The organism is Candidatus Thiodiazotropha endolucinida, assembly GCF_001715975.1.
GTDB classification, from domain to species: Bacteria; Pseudomonadota; Gammaproteobacteria; order Chromatiales; family Chromatiaceae; genus Thiodiazotropha; species Thiodiazotropha endolucinida.
In genome coordinates, this window is the sequence record NZ_MARB01000002.1 from 157,170 (window position 1) to 173,283 (window position 16,114).

At 52.8% G+C, this 16,114-nt stretch carries 14 protein-coding genes; 6 read left to right on the forward strand and 8 right to left on the reverse strand.

Annotation, left to right across the window (positions count from 1 at the left end; all coding sequences use genetic code 11):
• The first annotated feature begins 60 nt into the window (after positions 1-60).
• The 3 genes from rpmE to CODIS_RS02095 all read left to right on the forward strand — a co-directional run bounded on the left by rpmE (position 61) and on the right by CODIS_RS02095 (position 2,336).
• Entirely contained in the window at positions 61-264 is a 204-nt protein-coding gene (gene rpmE, locus CODIS_RS02085; protein ID WP_069121071.1) for a 50S ribosomal protein L31, read from the forward strand.
• A gap of 143 nt (positions 265-407) precedes the next feature.
• Positions 408-1,076, forward strand: a complete 669-nt coding sequence (locus CODIS_RS02090) for a thermonuclease family protein (RefSeq protein ID WP_162420089.1) — start codon at positions 408-410, stop codon at positions 1,074-1,076.
• Between the two features lie 135 nt (positions 1,077-1,211).
• Entirely contained in the window at positions 1,212-2,336 is a 1,125-nt protein-coding gene (locus CODIS_RS02095) for a 6-phosphofructokinase (RefSeq protein ID WP_069121073.1), read from the forward strand.
• Positions 2,337-2,383: 47 nt separating this feature from the next.
• On the opposite strand, the gene CODIS_RS02100 is transcribed toward CODIS_RS02095, so the two are convergent.
• Together CODIS_RS02100 and CODIS_RS02105 are read right to left on the reverse strand one after the other, a co-directional pair.
• Positions 2,384-3,175, reverse strand: coding sequence for a hypothetical protein (locus tag CODIS_RS02100; RefSeq protein WP_069121074.1), 792 nt, complete (start codon positions 3,173-3,175; stop codon positions 2,384-2,386).
• A gap of 92 nt (positions 3,176-3,267) precedes the next feature.
• On the reverse strand, positions 3,268-4,512 hold the full coding sequence (locus CODIS_RS02105; RefSeq protein ID WP_154722976.1) for a TlpA family protein disulfide reductase: 1,245 nt from the start codon (positions 4,510-4,512) through the stop codon (positions 3,268-3,270).
• 88 nt (positions 4,513-4,600) lie between these two features.
• Here CODIS_RS02105 and CODIS_RS02110 point away from each other — a divergent pair, with 88 nt between their 5' ends.
• Positions 4,601-5,389: a dienelactone hydrolase family protein gene (locus tag CODIS_RS02110; RefSeq protein WP_154722977.1), complete on the forward strand. Its 789-nt coding sequence runs from the start codon at positions 4,601-4,603 to the stop codon at positions 5,387-5,389.
• Between the two features lie 12 nt (positions 5,390-5,401).
• On the opposite strand, the gene CODIS_RS02115 is transcribed toward CODIS_RS02110, so the two are convergent.
• The 4 genes from CODIS_RS02115 to sucC all read right to left on the reverse strand — a co-directional run bounded on the left by CODIS_RS02115 (position 5,402) and on the right by sucC (position 9,375).
• Positions 5,402-6,178, reverse strand: coding sequence for a hypothetical protein (locus CODIS_RS02115; RefSeq protein WP_069121076.1), 777 nt, complete (start codon positions 6,176-6,178; stop codon positions 5,402-5,404).
• Between the two features lie 175 nt (positions 6,179-6,353).
• Entirely contained in the window at positions 6,354-7,226 is an 873-nt protein-coding gene (locus tag CODIS_RS02120; protein WP_069121077.1) for a PPK2 family polyphosphate kinase, read from the reverse strand.
• A 93-nt stretch (positions 7,227-7,319) separates the two neighbouring features.
• Positions 7,320-8,189 carry a succinate--CoA ligase subunit alpha gene (sucD, locus tag CODIS_RS02125; RefSeq protein WP_069121078.1) on the reverse strand — a complete coding sequence of 290 codons (870 nt, stop codon included), beginning with the start codon at positions 8,187-8,189 and terminating at the stop codon, positions 7,320-7,322.
• Between the two features lie 25 nt (positions 8,190-8,214).
• Positions 8,215-9,375, reverse strand: coding sequence for an ADP-forming succinate--CoA ligase subunit beta (sucC, locus tag CODIS_RS02130; RefSeq protein ID WP_069121079.1), 1,161 nt, complete (start codon positions 9,373-9,375; stop codon positions 8,215-8,217).
• A 497-nt stretch (positions 9,376-9,872) separates the two neighbouring features.
• Here sucC and CODIS_RS02135 point away from each other — a divergent pair, with 497 nt between their 5' ends.
• The gene (locus CODIS_RS02135; RefSeq protein WP_069121080.1) at positions 9,873-11,225 is read left to right on the forward strand and encodes a KamA family radical SAM protein; all 1,353 of its coding nucleotides are present in this window, start codon (positions 9,873-9,875) and stop codon (positions 11,223-11,225) included.
• 267 nt (positions 11,226-11,492) lie between these two features.
• Entirely contained in the window at positions 11,493-12,794 is a 1,302-nt protein-coding gene (locus CODIS_RS02140) for a citrate synthase (protein WP_069121081.1), read from the forward strand.
• 37 nt (positions 12,795-12,831) lie between these two features.
• On the opposite strand, the gene CODIS_RS02145 is transcribed toward CODIS_RS02140, so the two are convergent.
• Entirely contained in the window at positions 12,832-13,434 is a 603-nt protein-coding gene (locus CODIS_RS02145; protein WP_069121082.1) for a hypothetical protein, read from the reverse strand.
• Between the two features lie 6 nt (positions 13,435-13,440).
• The gene (locus tag CODIS_RS02150) at positions 13,441-15,912 is read right to left on the reverse strand and encodes a penicillin-binding protein 1A (RefSeq protein ID WP_069121083.1); all 2,472 of its coding nucleotides are present in this window, start codon (positions 15,910-15,912) and stop codon (positions 13,441-13,443) included.
• Between the last annotated feature and the right edge of the window lie 202 nt (positions 15,913-16,114).

The window sequence follows — 16,114 nt, forward strand, 5'->3', positions numbered from 1 at the left end:
GCTCTTCCCTGCCCGGGAGGGCAGATCGTCAACGATGTCCTTCTCACAAGAGAGTCAGTCATGAAGCCGGATATTCATCCTCGTTACGAGGAGATCAAAGTCGTATGTAGCTGTGGTAATGAGATCCTGACGCGTTCCACGCTGGGTCAGGAGGAGCTCCATGTAGAGGTATGCTCATCCTGTCATCCGTTCTATACAGGTAAGCAAAAGATCGTCGACACCGCTGGGCGTGTGGACAAATTCCGCAGGAAGTACAGCCGCTGATCCACGCAGTGCCGCTATGTAGTTGCATGGCGTTCCTGATCGATATTTTAAGAAGGGCCCCGCTTTGCGGGGCCTTTTTCCTGTCCACACTTATCATCCCCTCCTTTTCTCATGCAGTAAGCTGCTCACCCTGTAGTGCCGGCATGCTCGAGGTCTCCTCCATCTATGATGGTGATACCTTGCGTCTTGAGGATGGACGAAGGATTAGATTGATCGGCGTGAACACACCGGAACTTGGACAGGGGACAGCCGATGAGCCGAATGCTGAGGAGGCCAAACATCTGCTTGAAATATTGGTAAAGCGGAGCGGCGGTTCCGTCAGAATCTGTATGGATGCCGAACGACGGGACAGGTATGGCCGTCTGCTGGCTCACCTGTACGATCATCGCGGCGATAGCATCAATCGTCGGATGTTAAAGCAAGGGGCCGGATATCTGGTCGCTGTCCCGCCTAACCTGAGAAACCATGAGTGCTACAAACATGCGGAAAAAGAGGCTCGCAAGGGTGAGAAAGGCGTTTGGCGCCTCCCCGTCGGTGATGCATCGAAACTGAACGGCAACGAGACCGGTTTTCATATTCTCAACGGATATATCAAGCGGGTAGGCCAGAGTCGCAGTGGTATTTGGCTGAATCTTGATGGTGGATTGGCTTTGCGCATAACCTGGAACGATTGGGAGGGGTTTGGGATCGATGATCCGGAATCTCTCCTCTACACGTCCCTCGAGGTGCGTGGATGGATCTATCATCGAAACGGCAACCAGCGGATACGGGTGAGGCATACCTCATCCATTCATTGGCTGGAGCGTGAATGAATCCTTCTCCGGAACCTGTTATGGGCCACTCCAGCCAATTGTTTGAGTGGTGTATCATACAACAAGCTCTGAGCGCGTCATGGAAGGTTTTATTGCGACTGATGATAGGTTAACAATTCTGGCGAGGGAGCATCCATGGCCATACATATCGGAATATTGACCTCTGGCGGTGACAGCCCAGGCCTCAATGCGGCAATCAGGGGTGTCGGCAAGTCGGCCACCAATTTCTACGATATGCAGGTGATTGGAATACGTGATGGATTTCGCGGCCTGGTCGAAAACCGCATCATGCAATTGGACGGCAACACGCTTTCGGGGATTCTCACCCGCGGCGGCACTATTCTGGGCACCAGCCGGGAAAAGCCTCACCGTATGAATTTCAACGGTAAACGTCAGGATATGACCGATGTTATCGTCAATAACTACCAGGCCCACCATCTCGATGCGCTGGTCTGCATCGGTGGCGGCGGGACGCAGAAAAACGCCTTGCAGTTGATGGAAAAGGGACTCAACATCATCACGCTGCCCAAGACCATCGATAACGATGTGGCGCACACGGATACAACTTTCGGCTTCGATACGGCATTGGGTATCGCCACAGACGCCATTGATCGTCTGCATAGTACCGCACACAGTCATCACCGCATCATAGTCGTCGAAATCATGGGGCACCGTGCCGGTTGGCTGGCCCTGGGGTCAGGTTTGGCGGGCGGTGCGGATGTTATTCTGTTGCCTGAGATCGCCTACGATATTGAAAGTGTTGCTGAATCGATCAGAGCTCGAGCTGTCGGCGGCAAGCCATTCAGTATCGTCGCAGTGGCGGAAGGTGCGTTGCCGAAAGGCGAATCTGAACAGTATCGGATGCTCAGAAAACGGAGAAGTGAAGCCGGCAACAAGCGGGATCGCAAGAATGCGAAAGCAGAACTGGCCGCATTTGAGGCTGCCCATGCGAACCATACGGTTACCTTGTCCCGTCAACTTGAAGAGTTGACCGGGCTTGAATCGAGGGTGACCATACTTGGTTATCTACAGCGTGGCGGCACACCCTCCGCCGCGGACAGACTGCTCGCTACCCGATTGGGAACTGCCTGCACCGATCTGATCTCGAAAGGTGTATTCGGTGTCATGGTGGCGTCAAAAGGTGAAGTGGCCGTGCCGGTTCCCCTGGCAGAAGTAGCGGGTAACAAGAAACTCGTGCCCACGGATCACCCTTGGGTGGTCAGCGCGAAACGGATAGGAATCAATTTTGGGGACAGTTAGGGCCGGCCCAGGGCCGGATGGCATTTTTTACTCCGGCATGAACGAGGTTAAAAGAACGGCATGAATTTCCGCATCCCATTCATGACCGGACTGACCGTATGCGACATGGCGCCCACGTCATTCGTCATTACACCCACGTTTCGGGTGAGGTGATTCATATTGCCGTTCATCCCCTGCACCTGGGTGGTAATGGCTTTCATGTTCTTGTTTGTCTGCGCCATTTGCTGATTCATTTCGACAACGCCACCCGACATGGCATGGGTATCGTTGCCGATCGATGCAATATGGTGCCTTATCTGATTCATATCGGCGGACATGCTGGTCATGGAGCGTTCCATGATGTGAACCACGTAGAAGAGATAGATCAGGGCAGCGATTGCGATCAAAGTACCCGGCAAGGAAAAGAGCTTGATTCGCTGAATCCTGTACGTCTGTTCCTTCTCTATGGCTTCCAGCCTCTCCAGCAGCAGTTTCTCCTTCTCTTCCGTCTCTGAATGGCTCTGTTCGAAGGCCTGGGTCAGCCGCTCGCTGAACTCCTCGATGATCTTTTCCTGATGATCTTCGCGCTCACGGCTGTCCTTATGGATCTTATCGAATACCGATTGCAACCCTTGCAGCAAGCCAGGGAGGACACGGGTCTCGTTTGACTGCTTGGTCGACTCTACAATCTGATCCTTCGCATTTTTCACAGATGCCGCCGACTGTTTTTTTACCGTCTGCTTTTTGCGGGTTGCTGAAGACTGCTTTTTGGCAGTCTGCTTCTTTCGGCTGGTTGCGGCACTGGCGGCGCGCTTGGTTTTGGCGGGAGCAGCCTTCTTTTTACTGGTTTGACTAGCCATTGGTCTCTTCCGGATTACACGCGAGTCAATTAGTTTATAATAAATATCTAATTTATTCCCGGATACCTGTCACGCTTTTTTCCTACAAACACTCAAGGCTCCGCGAGTAATCCATCGATGACTTCTATCACCTCGTCACTGTCCCAGTTGAGGGCTCTGTTTGCGGTATAGCGTACCCGCCCCTGCCTGTCGATGATGAATGAGCTGGGAAAGCTGAACACCCGCCAGGCCAGGGATGTCAGCCCATCCCTGTCCATCAGGACCGGAAAGTCGACGGGCCTCTCCTCGAGAAATGCCTCTATCTCCTCTGTCGACTCGCGAAAATCGACCGACACTATGCTGACATCTCGATTTTTGTAATGGGCCTGAAGTCGGTTCAATGAAGGAATCTCCTCGACACAGGGGGGGCACCAGGTCGCCCAGAAATTGACCAGGATAACCCTGTTGTCTAACCCTTCGATATCGAGGTAAATATCGTGGCTGTCTGCCAGTCGCAAGGGGGGTGCAGGCTTATGTTGATCGACGGCCGTCAAGGTGTACAGGTTGCCGGTGGGTATCTGTGTCGGTTGCTGTGGTGTCTGTGCCGCGGGTTTGGGGTGGCTATCCAGCAGCCTGGTCAGGCTGGGCAGTTGCCCGGGTATTCTGGCAACCATCTTTGCTTCCTGCTCGTCAGGTTCGCCCTCACCCATGATGAACCAGTCCCTTGCCTTTGGCACCAGGTAGACATAGGTGGGTGAGCCTGCTTGCCAAAGGGCCGTGACCATTTGCTCCAATCGCCAGCGCTGACTGCCAAGTTCAGGTTGATAGATTACCAATGGCAGATTGGTGACGTGGAGTATTGGGTCCAGTTCAGGGATCTCTCCCGCCATCGGTGCAGCGCCGAACAGGTTGGGATAGAAGAGTATTGCGCCCAAAAGACGTGATGTTTTCCGAGCAGTTTGCCAACGGTTGACGCCCCGTAACAGTGGCAGGGGCATCCGATCGTAGCTGGCAAGCAAGATCTTTTTTGTGGTCTTGCTATGGGCGGCCTGGATGACTGCGGCAACACCTTCTCCATCGAGTGTGCGTACGTTCTCGCTCGAGCGGGGCAGATAATAGGAATCCAGCAGATCCACGCGCCATATCTCAATTCCGGAATCTGTCAGCTGCTGCAGCAGACTATCGAACAGGGGGCGAGGTTCGTCATGATCGAGCAGCCAGATCATAACCATATCCCCCATCGCCTGGTTGATGTCGATAGAGATTTCATTCCCGTGACGATCGGTCACGGAGTGTTCGAGGGCGACGATCGTCTGGCTGTTCGATAACAGCAGGAAGAGTAATATCAGGACTCGCATTATGGTGATGTTACCCACGTATTTGTGCTATGTGTAGTCTGTATAAGTATCCAAATGTGTGGTTTTTTTGATGAGGAGGAGAGAACAGATGAACAGGTTTGCAATGGCAGTATTGCTGTGTTGTATTCCCTTTACCGCCATGAGCGCGGTTGTCGGCGAGGAGGTTGTGTACCGTCACGGTGATACCCGGATGAACGGCTATCTTGCCTATGATGATGCGATCGGGAAAAAGCGCCCCGGTATTCTGGTAGTACATGAATGGTGGGGTCACAATGCTTATGCGCGTAGTCGCGCCGAACAGCTGGCCGCCATGGGGTACACGGCCTTGGCGGTGGATATGTATGGTGAGGGCAAACAGGCGGATCACCCCAAGGATGCCGGACGGTTTGCAGGTGAGGTGAAAAACAACATGGAGACGGCCGGCGCCCGTTTCCAGGCTGCGACAGAACTGTTACAGAACCACAAGACGGTGGCCCGGAATGATATCTCTGCGATCGGCTACTGTTTTGGTGGCGGCATGGTTTTGGAGATGGCAAGGCGCGGTCACGATCTCGATCTGGTGGCCAGTTTTCATGGCAGTCTGCCGGCATCCACGCCAGCGGCGAAAGGAACGGTAAAGGCCGAGGTCATGGTCTTCAATGGCGCTGACGACCCCTTTGTAAAACAGGAGCATATAGAGGCGTTCATGGCGGAGATGGATCGGGCCGAAGTGAAATACAGCTTTACAAATTATCCTGGTGCCAAGCACTCATTTACCAACCCGGAGGCCGATGATTTTGGTAAGAAATTCGATTTGCCGCTGCAGTACGATGCAATGGCCGACAAGCAATCCTGGGGTGCCTTGTCGAAGGCATTGGATGCGATATATGCGAAGTGAACGCTGACCGGATCAGTCCTTTATACACCTTACGCGACGGCAGATGCTTTCGGCCCTGTTGTTCGCGTGTGTTTCCATGTAAATCGCAAAGTGGATTTTTTTTGTGTCGATGGGTTCGCCGCGTTCCAGGGCTGTGAGGACATCTTCGGGTAAGTGGCGCAACCAGGTCTGGACAAACCGGTGTTGTCCACCCTGAATCTCACAGCGTTCAGCATGGGCAAGCTGGTGCAGTAGTCTTATCGTCAAAACCGGGGCATGAGGGTTGGTCCAGACGTCGACTTGATCCTTGCTGGCGCAAAAAATAATTCGACAATCGGTGAAGCAGCCGTTGGTGAGGGCTTTGCTGTGTGCCAATCGGATGCGGCTGAGGTCGATGCCGGAGAAGAATACCGCCAGTTTATCCTGTGAGGCCTGTGGCAGGTGTGCAGGTGCGCCGGTCTGGTGTCTTTCAATCTCACCGATGAGTCGTTTAAATTGATCCAGCAACTGTTGATTATTGGTATTGAACAGTCTGCTTGATGACCTGTAGTGTCTGGGGCGTTCATGCCGCTTGTCGCGGCAGGCTGAATAGCTTGGGCCGGTGCTGTTGGCGAAGCGTTCAATAACCTCGAACCCCCCGGGACACTCCTTGCGCGAAACAAAACAGGGTAGGCGGTTTGTTTCCCGATAGTCGTTGCAGACAGTAACCGCCATCTGGCGATTGCTGCGCTGTGCATGCTCTATCTCCGCTTGGCTGTCGCCAAGGATGAACAGGGTCAGGCAGATTGTTGTGATATTCCGCAGGCGCATGGTTCGAATACCGGGTCAGCAAACTGCTAGGATTCAATCCTCAATCGTGAAGCCGGGGCAATACTCTTTACCCTTCAGCATAGACGCCAAAGGTTGAGATTTCATCTTATGCTATGAAGGATGGGGTAAAAGCCTTAAAACGGCCGAGTGATGCATAACCGCCATCATTTTGTCGTCATGATTCGTTGTTCAGTACCTGGCGCATCTCGGCGAAACGCTTGGCTTCATCCTGGTCGGCCTGGGGATAGCGCGGCTCCATCCCCTCCAGCGTTTTGCGGATAATGCGTGCAACCTGCCAACGCATATAGGGCTTGTCGTCAGCGGGTATGGCATACCAGGGCGCCCAAGGCCTGGAAGTTGCCTCCAGGGTCTGATGATAGGCATGCATATAGCTGTCCCAATGTTGACGCTCCTCCACATCCTTGATTGAGAACTTCCAGTTTTTTCGCGCCTCATCGAGACGGGAAAGAAATCGATTACGTTGTTCGCCTTTACTGACATTGAGCCAGAATTTCAGGATCACGGTGCCATTCTCCGACAGGTGCCTCTCATATTGGCGTATGGATTCAAATCGTTGCGGCCACAGTTGATCGAGTCCATCCGGAATGTCGATGCGTTGTGCTTCCAGGTACTCGGGATGCACCCTGACCACTAGGGTTTCCTCATAATAACTGCGGTTGAATATACCGATGCGCCCACGCTCAGGAAGCGCCTGTGTGGTCCGCCATAAAAAGTCGTGGTCCAGCTCCTCTTTTGAGGGCTGTTTAAATGAAAATACCTGGCAGCCACTGGGGTCGATGCCTGTCATTACGGCGCGGATGGTGCTGTCCTTGCCGGCAGCATCCATGGCTTGGAAGAGTATTAGAAGTGAACGGCGATCCTCTGCGTAGAGTCTGCGCTGGAGTTCATCCAGTCGGTCGATCTCTTTTCCCAGGGCTTTCCTACAGCCCTTTTTGCCTGGTGCGTCACCCGGAGGTTCGTTCGTCAGGGTGCTCGGCTTCAGTCGGCCTTTAAACGGAACGAGATAAGGACTCATTACTGGCTTCATTTCTTATCAATCCTGTCGAGTTCTATAAGTAGTACATAGCGACAACTTGGCTCGGTGCTGCTATAGGCGGTGTGTGTGGTGGCTGAGCAGCGCTCAAGTCAGCAATTCTGCCATACGGTTTCCCATTTCTGCAGGTGATCTTACCACCTGAGCGCCGGCGTTTTCCAAGGCCTGGAATTTGGCTTCCGCAGTGCCCTTGCCGCCGCTGATGATTGCTCCAGCATGACCCATTCGCTTTCCCGGTGGTGCGGTAACGCCGGCAATGTAGGCGACAACGGGTTTATCGATATGGTTTTTAATATAATCTGCCGCCTCTTCTTCGGCAGAACCGCCGATCTCGCCGACCATGATGATGCCTTCAGTCTGCCCGTCCTCTTGGAACAGCTTCAGGCAATCGATGAAACTTGTCCCGTTTATCGGATCTCCGCCAAGGCCGACACAGGTGCTTTGACCGAGTCCGGCGAGCGTTGTCTGATGTACGGCTTCGTAAGTGAGTGTGCCGGAACGTGACATGACACCGACCCTGCCCGGCTGGTGGATCGAGCCCGGCATAATGCCGATTTTGCAGGCGCCTGGAGTAATGACGCCGGGGCAGTTTGGACCGATGAGACGTGCGTCATAGGATTTTAGGGCCTCCTTGACCTTCAGCATATCGAGGACAGGTATGCCTTCGGTGATGCAGGCTATTACCCGAATTCCAGCATCCGCCGCTTCAATGATCGCATCGGCAGCGAAAGGAGGCGGTACATAGATCATCGTGGCATCGGCACCGGTGGTGGCGACCGCATCATGCACAGTGTCAAAGACCGGTCTGTCGAGGTGTGTCTGTCCCCCCTTGCCGGGTGTTACGCCGCCGACCAGCTGGGTGCCATAAGCAATAGCCTGTTCAGAGTGGAATGTGCCCTGCTTGCCGGTGAAGCCCTGGCAGATAACACGGGTGTTCTTGTCGACGAGAATGCTCATTGTATTGTTATTCCTTGCTGATTGATCAGGCTGCTGCGGATACGGCTTTTTTCGCGGCTTCGGTAAAGTCATTGGCAGTGAGGAAATCGAGGCCGCTGGATTCCAGCATTTCGAGTCCTTGTTGGGCATTGGTGCCTTCCAGCCGGACTACCACAGGCGCCGTGACGCCAATGGTGCGAGCGGCAGTGATAATGCCTTCCGCGATCAGGTCGCAGCGGACGATGCCGCCGAAGATGTTGACCAGCACCGTTTTGACCTTGGTGTCGGATAGGATCAGCTTGAACGCCTCTGTTACCCTTTCCGCGGTTGTGCCGCCTCCGACGTCGAGGAAGTTGGCGGGTTCGCCGCCATGTAGCTTTACCATATCCATGGTCGCCATCGCGAGACCGGCGCCATTCACCATACAGCCGATATTGCCGTCCAGGGTTATGTAATTCAGATCGTGTATAGCGGCGGCGGCCTCCTTTTCATCCTCCTGTGTGATATCGCGCAATGCCGCCAGCTCCTGGTGGCGGTATAGGGCATTGCTGTCCAGGTTGATCTTTGCGTCCAGGGCGACAAGATCGCCGGATGAAGTGACGATCAGCGGATTTATTTCGATCAGACTGACATCCTTGTCCAGGTAGAGCCGATACAGAGACATCATTATTTTCGAAAACTGTTTGATCTGACTGCCTGTCAGGCCGAGGCCAAATGCGAGCTTGCGGCATTGGAAGGGCAGCATTCCGGTTGAAGGATTGACTGTCGTTGTAAGGATCTTCTCCGGTGTTTCCGCGGCGACCTCCTCGATATTCATGCCGCCAGCGGCCGAGGCCATGAAAGTGATGCGTGAACGAGACCGATCCAACAGGGCGCCCAGATAGAGTTCCCTGGCAATGTCACTCCCCTCCTCCACCAATATCGAATTCACAGGCAGTCCCTGCGGCCCCGTCTGCTTGGTAACCAGGGTCATTCCCAAAATCTCACGGGCAGCCTCTTCCGCCTCATCCAGAGAGCGCGCCAACTTCACTCCACCCGCTTTGCCGCGACCACCGGTATGGGCTTGAGCCTTTACGACCCAGATGTCGCCGTCAAGTCCCTGGGCTGCGGTTCGGGCGTCGTTTGGGCTTGAGACAGACTGGCCTTGCGGTACAGGAATGCCGTAACTGGCAAAGAGCGATTTTGCTTGATATTCGTGTAGGTTCATGGTGGTGCCTTTGGTGTTTTTTTACTTTTACTGCCCTCTTATTTGGTTTATGGGCATATAAATCATATTATGAATGGAGAAGCCGGTTTTTTATAGTGCTTTGCACAAAAAATCCAGTTGGCATACCGCTTGTAGGCCAGGTGGCGCAATGAGGGCCAGTAGGGTTGTGGTGCAAAATAGTGAGTTAGCAATCTTGATTTCAAGAAGCATTGCATTTTCAAATGTAATCATAATATGGCGATAAATGCATGCAAATATCTGTAATTGTCAGTAAATGTAGCCATATTCTGTCTTCGTCCATAATGTCGTCTTAAGCTTTTTTTGATGCAATAGCCATTGTTTGTTAGGGTACGCCTCCTTATGCCCGATTCTCTGGTTGTTTGTGAGGTGTCTGATACGCAAATCGAGTCACTGTCGACTGCCGGTGGTTATGGGCTGCATTTTCCAACCATATGAGGGATCTTGGATCGTATTATTGATCTCTTGAGGAGACGACTATGCTGCTTAATTCCCAATCAACCAGATCACTGTTGCGCGCGGTGGATTTCGAGTATGCGCCACAGCGCTTCACTGTCTATACAGCCCGTGACCTTGACCGTATCGGTCAGCTGGAACGCCTCCCCGCTGAGTTACGTTATGAGATGAAGGTTGTCTCTTCTGTATTGCCGTTTAGGGTCAACGAGTATGTATTGCGTGAACTGATCGATTGGGAGCGGGCGCCCGAAGATCCGATGTTTCAGCTGACCTTTCCCCAGCGTGGCATGTTGTCGGATGCGCATTTCAAACGTATGGCGATAGCGATAGACTCCGGATTGGAAAAGAAGGAGCTGCAGGTGGTGGCCAATGAGATCCGTGCCGAGCTCAATCCCCACCCGGCGGGACAGCTGGAGAATAATCTACCGCGGGACGAATCTGGTGAGCCAATCAACGGCCTGCAGCATAAATATAAGGAGACCGTGCTGTTTTTTCCCAGTCAGGGACAAACGTGCCACAGTTACTGCACTTTCTGTTTCAGATGGGCGCAATTCATCGGTGACAAGTCCTTACGTATTGCAACGACCGAGGCGGAAAAGCTCTACAGCTATCTGCGACACCATCCTGAGGTGACGGACCTGCTGGTGACCGGTGGTGATCCGATGGTAATGAAAAGCAAGCAGTTAAAGGCCTACCTGGAACCGCTGCTCCACCCCGAGTTCAGTCATATCCAGACGATTCGTATCGGTACCAAGGCGTTGACATTCTGGCCTCATCGTTTCATTTTTGATGACGATGCCGACGAGTTGATTGAATTGCTTCATCATCTGGTATTGGCGGGCAAACATGTCGCCATCATGGCCCACTACAATCACTGGCGCGAACTGGATACTGATGTTGCCCGGGCCGCCATTCGCAGGGTACGGGCGACTGGGGCTGAAATTCGCAGTCAGGGCCCCTTATTAGCTCACATCAATGACAATTCGGGCGATTGGGCAAAGCTGTGGAATGAACAGGTTAAATTGGGAGTTAACCCTTACTATATGTTTGTGGAACGGGATACCGGCGCACGTCGCTATTTCGAGGTCCCCCTCTACAGGGCATGGCAGATCTATCGTGATGCGATGAAGCAGGTTTCCGGATTGGGACGCACCGCCCGTGGACCTAGTATGAGTGCCGGCCCCGGTAAAGTGGAGATTCAGGGTGTCACTGAGATCAATGGAGAGAAGGTGTTTGTTTTACGCTTTATTCAGGCGAGGGATCACGATCTTGTACAGCGGCCCTTTTTTGCTCAATATGATGAAAATGTCACCTGGTATGACCAGTTGCGGCCAGTTCAGGGGCAGGCACTACCCTTTCTTGAGGCTGCGCGGTAAACCTGCATAATCACTCCCCCATGGTATTACGGCCATATATGGTCAGGATGGCCGGTTGTGGATTGAGTTTGTTAAAAAGCAATAGTTATCATTTACATAATCTGGTTGATGAACCCCGTTGACCTCGGGCTATAATTTTGTAGCTTATAAAAATTAGTTATATTTATTTGATTGTTAGTTTATACCACATGCGTTGTAGGGTACTGTCGGTCGTTAATGTAATGCACCGATCCTACGCAAGCCTTGAAGTAACTCACGGAGCACAACATGGCGGATAATCAAAAGACCTATACCTTGACGAATGACGAAACCGGGGTGTCGGTAAAGCTACCTGTTCGTGAATCGATCCAGGGTCCCCCGGCAATCGACGTTTCGGCGCTCTACAAAGAGGCCGGGGTCTTCACCTATGATCCCGGATTTATGTCCACGGCGAGTTGCAAAAGCAAGATTACCTTTATTCAGGGTGAGGTGGGTATTCTGGAATATCGCGGCTACCCCATTGAGCAATTGGCTGCTAACGGTGATTTTCTGGAGACCGCTTATCTGCTATTGAACGGCGAGTTGCCGAACGAAGGTCAGCTGCGGGATTTCAATCAACTGATTAACCGCCACACTATGTTGAATGAGACCCTGACCCACTTCTTCGATGGCTTTCACTACAATGCGCATCCCATGGCAATCATGGTCGGTGTGGTTGGCTCACTCTCCGCTTTTTATCACGATTCGCTGGATATCAATGATCCAGAGTTACGCCGGGTTGCGGCTCACAGGCTGATCGCCAAAATGCCGACCATTGCGGCTGCCAGTTACAAGCATAACGTGGGCGAGCCCTTCATGTACCCACGCAATGAACTCTCTTACTGCGCCAACCTGCTTCACATGATGTTCGCTACCCCCTGTGAAGAGTATGAAGTGGATCCGGTTGCGGAAAAGGCGCTGAATCTGCTTTTTATCCTGCATGCGGATCACGAGCAGAATGCCAGTACCTCCACGGTAAGACTTGCCGGCAGTTCGTTGGCAAATCCCTTCGCCTGTATCGCTGCGGGTATCGCATCACTGTGGGGCCCCGCTCATGGTGGTGCCAATGAGGCGGTTCTGGATATGCTGAGCGAGATTGGGGATGTTTCGCAAATCGACAAGTATATCGCCAAGGCCAAGGATAAGGACGATGGATTCCGTCTGATGGGATTTGGGCATAGGGTCTACAAGAAGTATGATCCACGTGCCGGCATAATTCGTGAGGTTTGCCATGAGGTATTGGAAAAACTGGCGGATGCGAACAATCCGATGTTCGAGCTGGCTCAGCGCCTGGAAGAGATCGCGTTGAATGATGAGTATTTCATTGAACGCAAGCTCTATCCCAATGTGGATTTCTACTCCGGTATTATCTATCGGGCACTGGGTATACCCAACAATATGTTCACTGTGATGTTCGCCATAGCCCGCACAGTCGGTTGGGTGGCGCATTGGCTGGAGATGATGGACGACCCGAGGCAGAAGATAGGGCGTCCGCGTCAGATCTACAAGGGTTACGCCAGGCGTGATTACGTGCCGCTAAGCGACCGATGATGCACTAACACATACTTAGGGCCGGGAGAAGTGTGGTTCAACCGGGAGTATCGACCAGTTGCTGCAGCTGTTTTATGCTCGCGCCCTGAATGGGTTGGTTGTCCAGAGGATCCAATGGGTGATTGCGTGGATTTTTTGCCGGCAGTACGACAAGCTCGAAACCGACGCCATCGGCATTGAAGATAAAACAGGGTACCGATTCCTTTCTGCCGTCACTGAACTGCAACCTGTGCTGCTTTTCCTGCCAGGGTATATGCAGATCACTCAAAGTGAAGAGCAGATCTTCCGGGGTGTCGGCAAATAAGTGCAACTTCACACAGCTGTTGCTATCGGCCGTGCCATCAAAAACAGCTCCCACTAACTTGGGATTAAATTGTATCAATGCCTGCATGGCATTGAGTGCACTGAGGCGAAGTGTGCGTAGGGTGTCCGTCTGCCTTTCACCACGAACCAGACGCTGTTGTTCCCTGAGGGCACTCTCCACCTCCTCGCGGGTAGGCAAAAACTGGCGTTTAGTGATGCCATACTTTGCCGCCGCCTTTTGGCAGGCATAAGTGACGTTGTCGGAGCGCAGCTCTGTCAGAATGCGTGCCGCCTCATATGCGATTAGCCGCTGTAACTCACGTTTTCCTGTCCGCATTGCCGGTTAAAATGGGTCTTCAATTGGGGTTATGTTTGAAGGTGAGACGCTCCCTTCGATTTGCCCGGTACGGCCCGTATCCGGCAATTTGGGGGCATTGTCTATTTCGAATACCTCGAAAATCGCGTTCGTATTGCCGACGCCCACAGGTTGGCCGGTGTCGACGTCAATCCGCATGGTAACCATTTTTGGCGGCATGTCCGGTATGACCTCCTTGATACCGTTTAGTGCCACTCGCATGTAGTCTATCCAGGCGGGAAGTGCTGCCCGGCCCCCTACTTCTCCACGGCCCAGCGGTTCCACATTATCGAAGCCGAGCCATGTGGTGGTGACCAGGTAGTGGTTGAAGCCATTGAACCAGGCATCACGCTGATCGTTGGTAGTGCCGGTCTTCCCCGCAATGTCCATTCTGCCAAGGGAGCGGGCCTTGCGGGCTGTGCCTTGCTGAATTACATCACGCAGCATCGAATGCATCAGGTATTGGTTTTGTTCGGTTATGGCGCGTTTGGCACAGCGTGGTATCACGCTTGCCGTCTCTCCATCTGCATTCTCTGATTCCAGCGGTGTTGCTTCCTCGGCGTGTTGGGAAGCTTTCTCGGCCAGTTGTCGCATCGACTCATCGCACACCTGGATCGGGTTTGCCTGATAGAGGACATTTCCCTGGTCGTCGCGGATCGAGTCGATAACGTGCGGAGGTACATAAAAACCGCCATTCGCCAGCACGCTATAGCCGCCGGCCATGGCGAGCGGTGTGACAGAACCGCTGCCTAATGCCAGTGAGAGGTCGTGAGGCAGATCATTTTTATCGAAACCGAAGCGGGTGGCGTAGGTAATAGCATGCTTTATCCCAATCTTGCGCAACAGTCGTATGGAAACCAGGTTGCGTGAGTGCGTCAAAGCATAACGGAGTCGTGTGGGACCAAAAAATTTACCGCTATAGTTTTCCGGACGCCATACGGCCTCTAGGCCGTCATCTTCGAAAACCACCGGGGCATCATTGATCAAGGTGGCAGGTGTAAAGTCTGCTTCCAGGGCGGCGGAATAGATGAAGGGCTTGAAACCTGAACCAGGTTGACGTTTTGCCTGAGTCACCCGGTTGAATTTGCTGAGATAAAAATCATAGCCTCCGACCAAAGCCATTATCGAGCCGTTGTGCGGGGAGACGGAGATTAGTGCGCCTGCTGCGGCTGGAATCTGCGCCAAGCGCCAATAGGGATCACCCTCTTCTGGAGTCTCATGGTAAAGGTAGATCAGGTCGCCGACCGAAAGGACCTCATGGGTTTGCTTAGGCGCCTTCTTTTTGATGTCGTGATCGACATAGGCACTTGCCCAGGATAGCCCCGGCCATTCGAGTGTTAACTGCTCGCCCTGTGCGGTAAGGACCTCTGCGCTCTGCTCGCCAATGGCTGTAACAATGGCCTTCTTCATACTTGTGACTTCCGGCAGCTCCTCAAGCAGGGCGATCAGTTCGATATCTTCCTCGATGTCAGCGATATCGTAATGACCGGCAACTCCTCGATAACCGTGGCGCTTGTCATAGGATTGGATAGCTTGCCGAAGGGCGTGATTGGCCGCAGATTGCAGGTGGCTGTCGATAGTTGTGGTGATACTATAACCGCTGGTGTAAGCATCCTGGCCAAAGCGGCTGACCGCCTCCGCTCGGGCCATTTCCGCAACGTAAGGGGCCTCAACTTCGCTCGGGGTGGTATGGAGCTTGGCGGTTATCGGTGCGGCTTTTGCTGTGTCATACTTGAATTGACTGATATAGTTGAGTTCCCGCATGCGGTCCAGAACGTAATTTCGGCGCACCAATGCCCGTGCCGGGTCGGAAATGGGATTGTAGCGGGATGGGGCTTTGGGGAGCCCTGCGATCATGGCGATTTCAGAAAGCTCAAGTTTTTCTACAGGCCGGCCGTAATAGACTAAGGCAGCTGCACCAACGCCGTATGAACGGTGGCCGAGATAGATTTTGTTAAGGTAGAGTTTGAGTATCTCCTCTTTGGAGAGCATCCGTTCTATCTTCAGTGCGAGAAATATCTCGTTGAGTTTTCGGGTGTAGGTTTTTTTGCTGCTGAGGAAGAAGTTCCTAGCGACTTGCATGGTGATGGTGCTTCCGCCCTGTCTTCGCTCACCCGTGAGCAGAAGCTGAATGGCGGCACGGAGAATGCCTTGGTAGTCTACGCCGGGATGTTGGAAAAAACGGTCGTCCTCGGCGGCGAGGAAGGCATTGATCATGATCGGCGGGATTTGATCGAAATCGAGTGGTTCTCGACGTTTCTCGCCAAACTCAGCAATGAGTAGGTGGTCGTTACTGTAGATTCGTAGGGGGACCTGTAGGCGGACATCTTTGAGTGTTTCAATGGATGGCAGCTTGGGTTCAAGGTAAAGATAGGCGCCAAAAAGGGTAACGGCACCTATCAATGACAGGCCGAATAAGAAGTAAACGAGGTATCTTAAGAGTCTGTAAAACGACTTCATGCGCTGGTTCACAGAATTAGTTTATCAGGGCAGACCAGAATGGTCCGTATGAAGGTCGATAGTCTAGCAAATAAAATGTGAGCATTATTAGCTCTTTTGTGAAAAAATGCCTTCACAAAAAAATCATTTGCTGCTATATAGTTACTTACTCTATTTAAAGAGAATCCTAGTTAAGTTCTGCGGCATAAGGATTGTTTAGGTA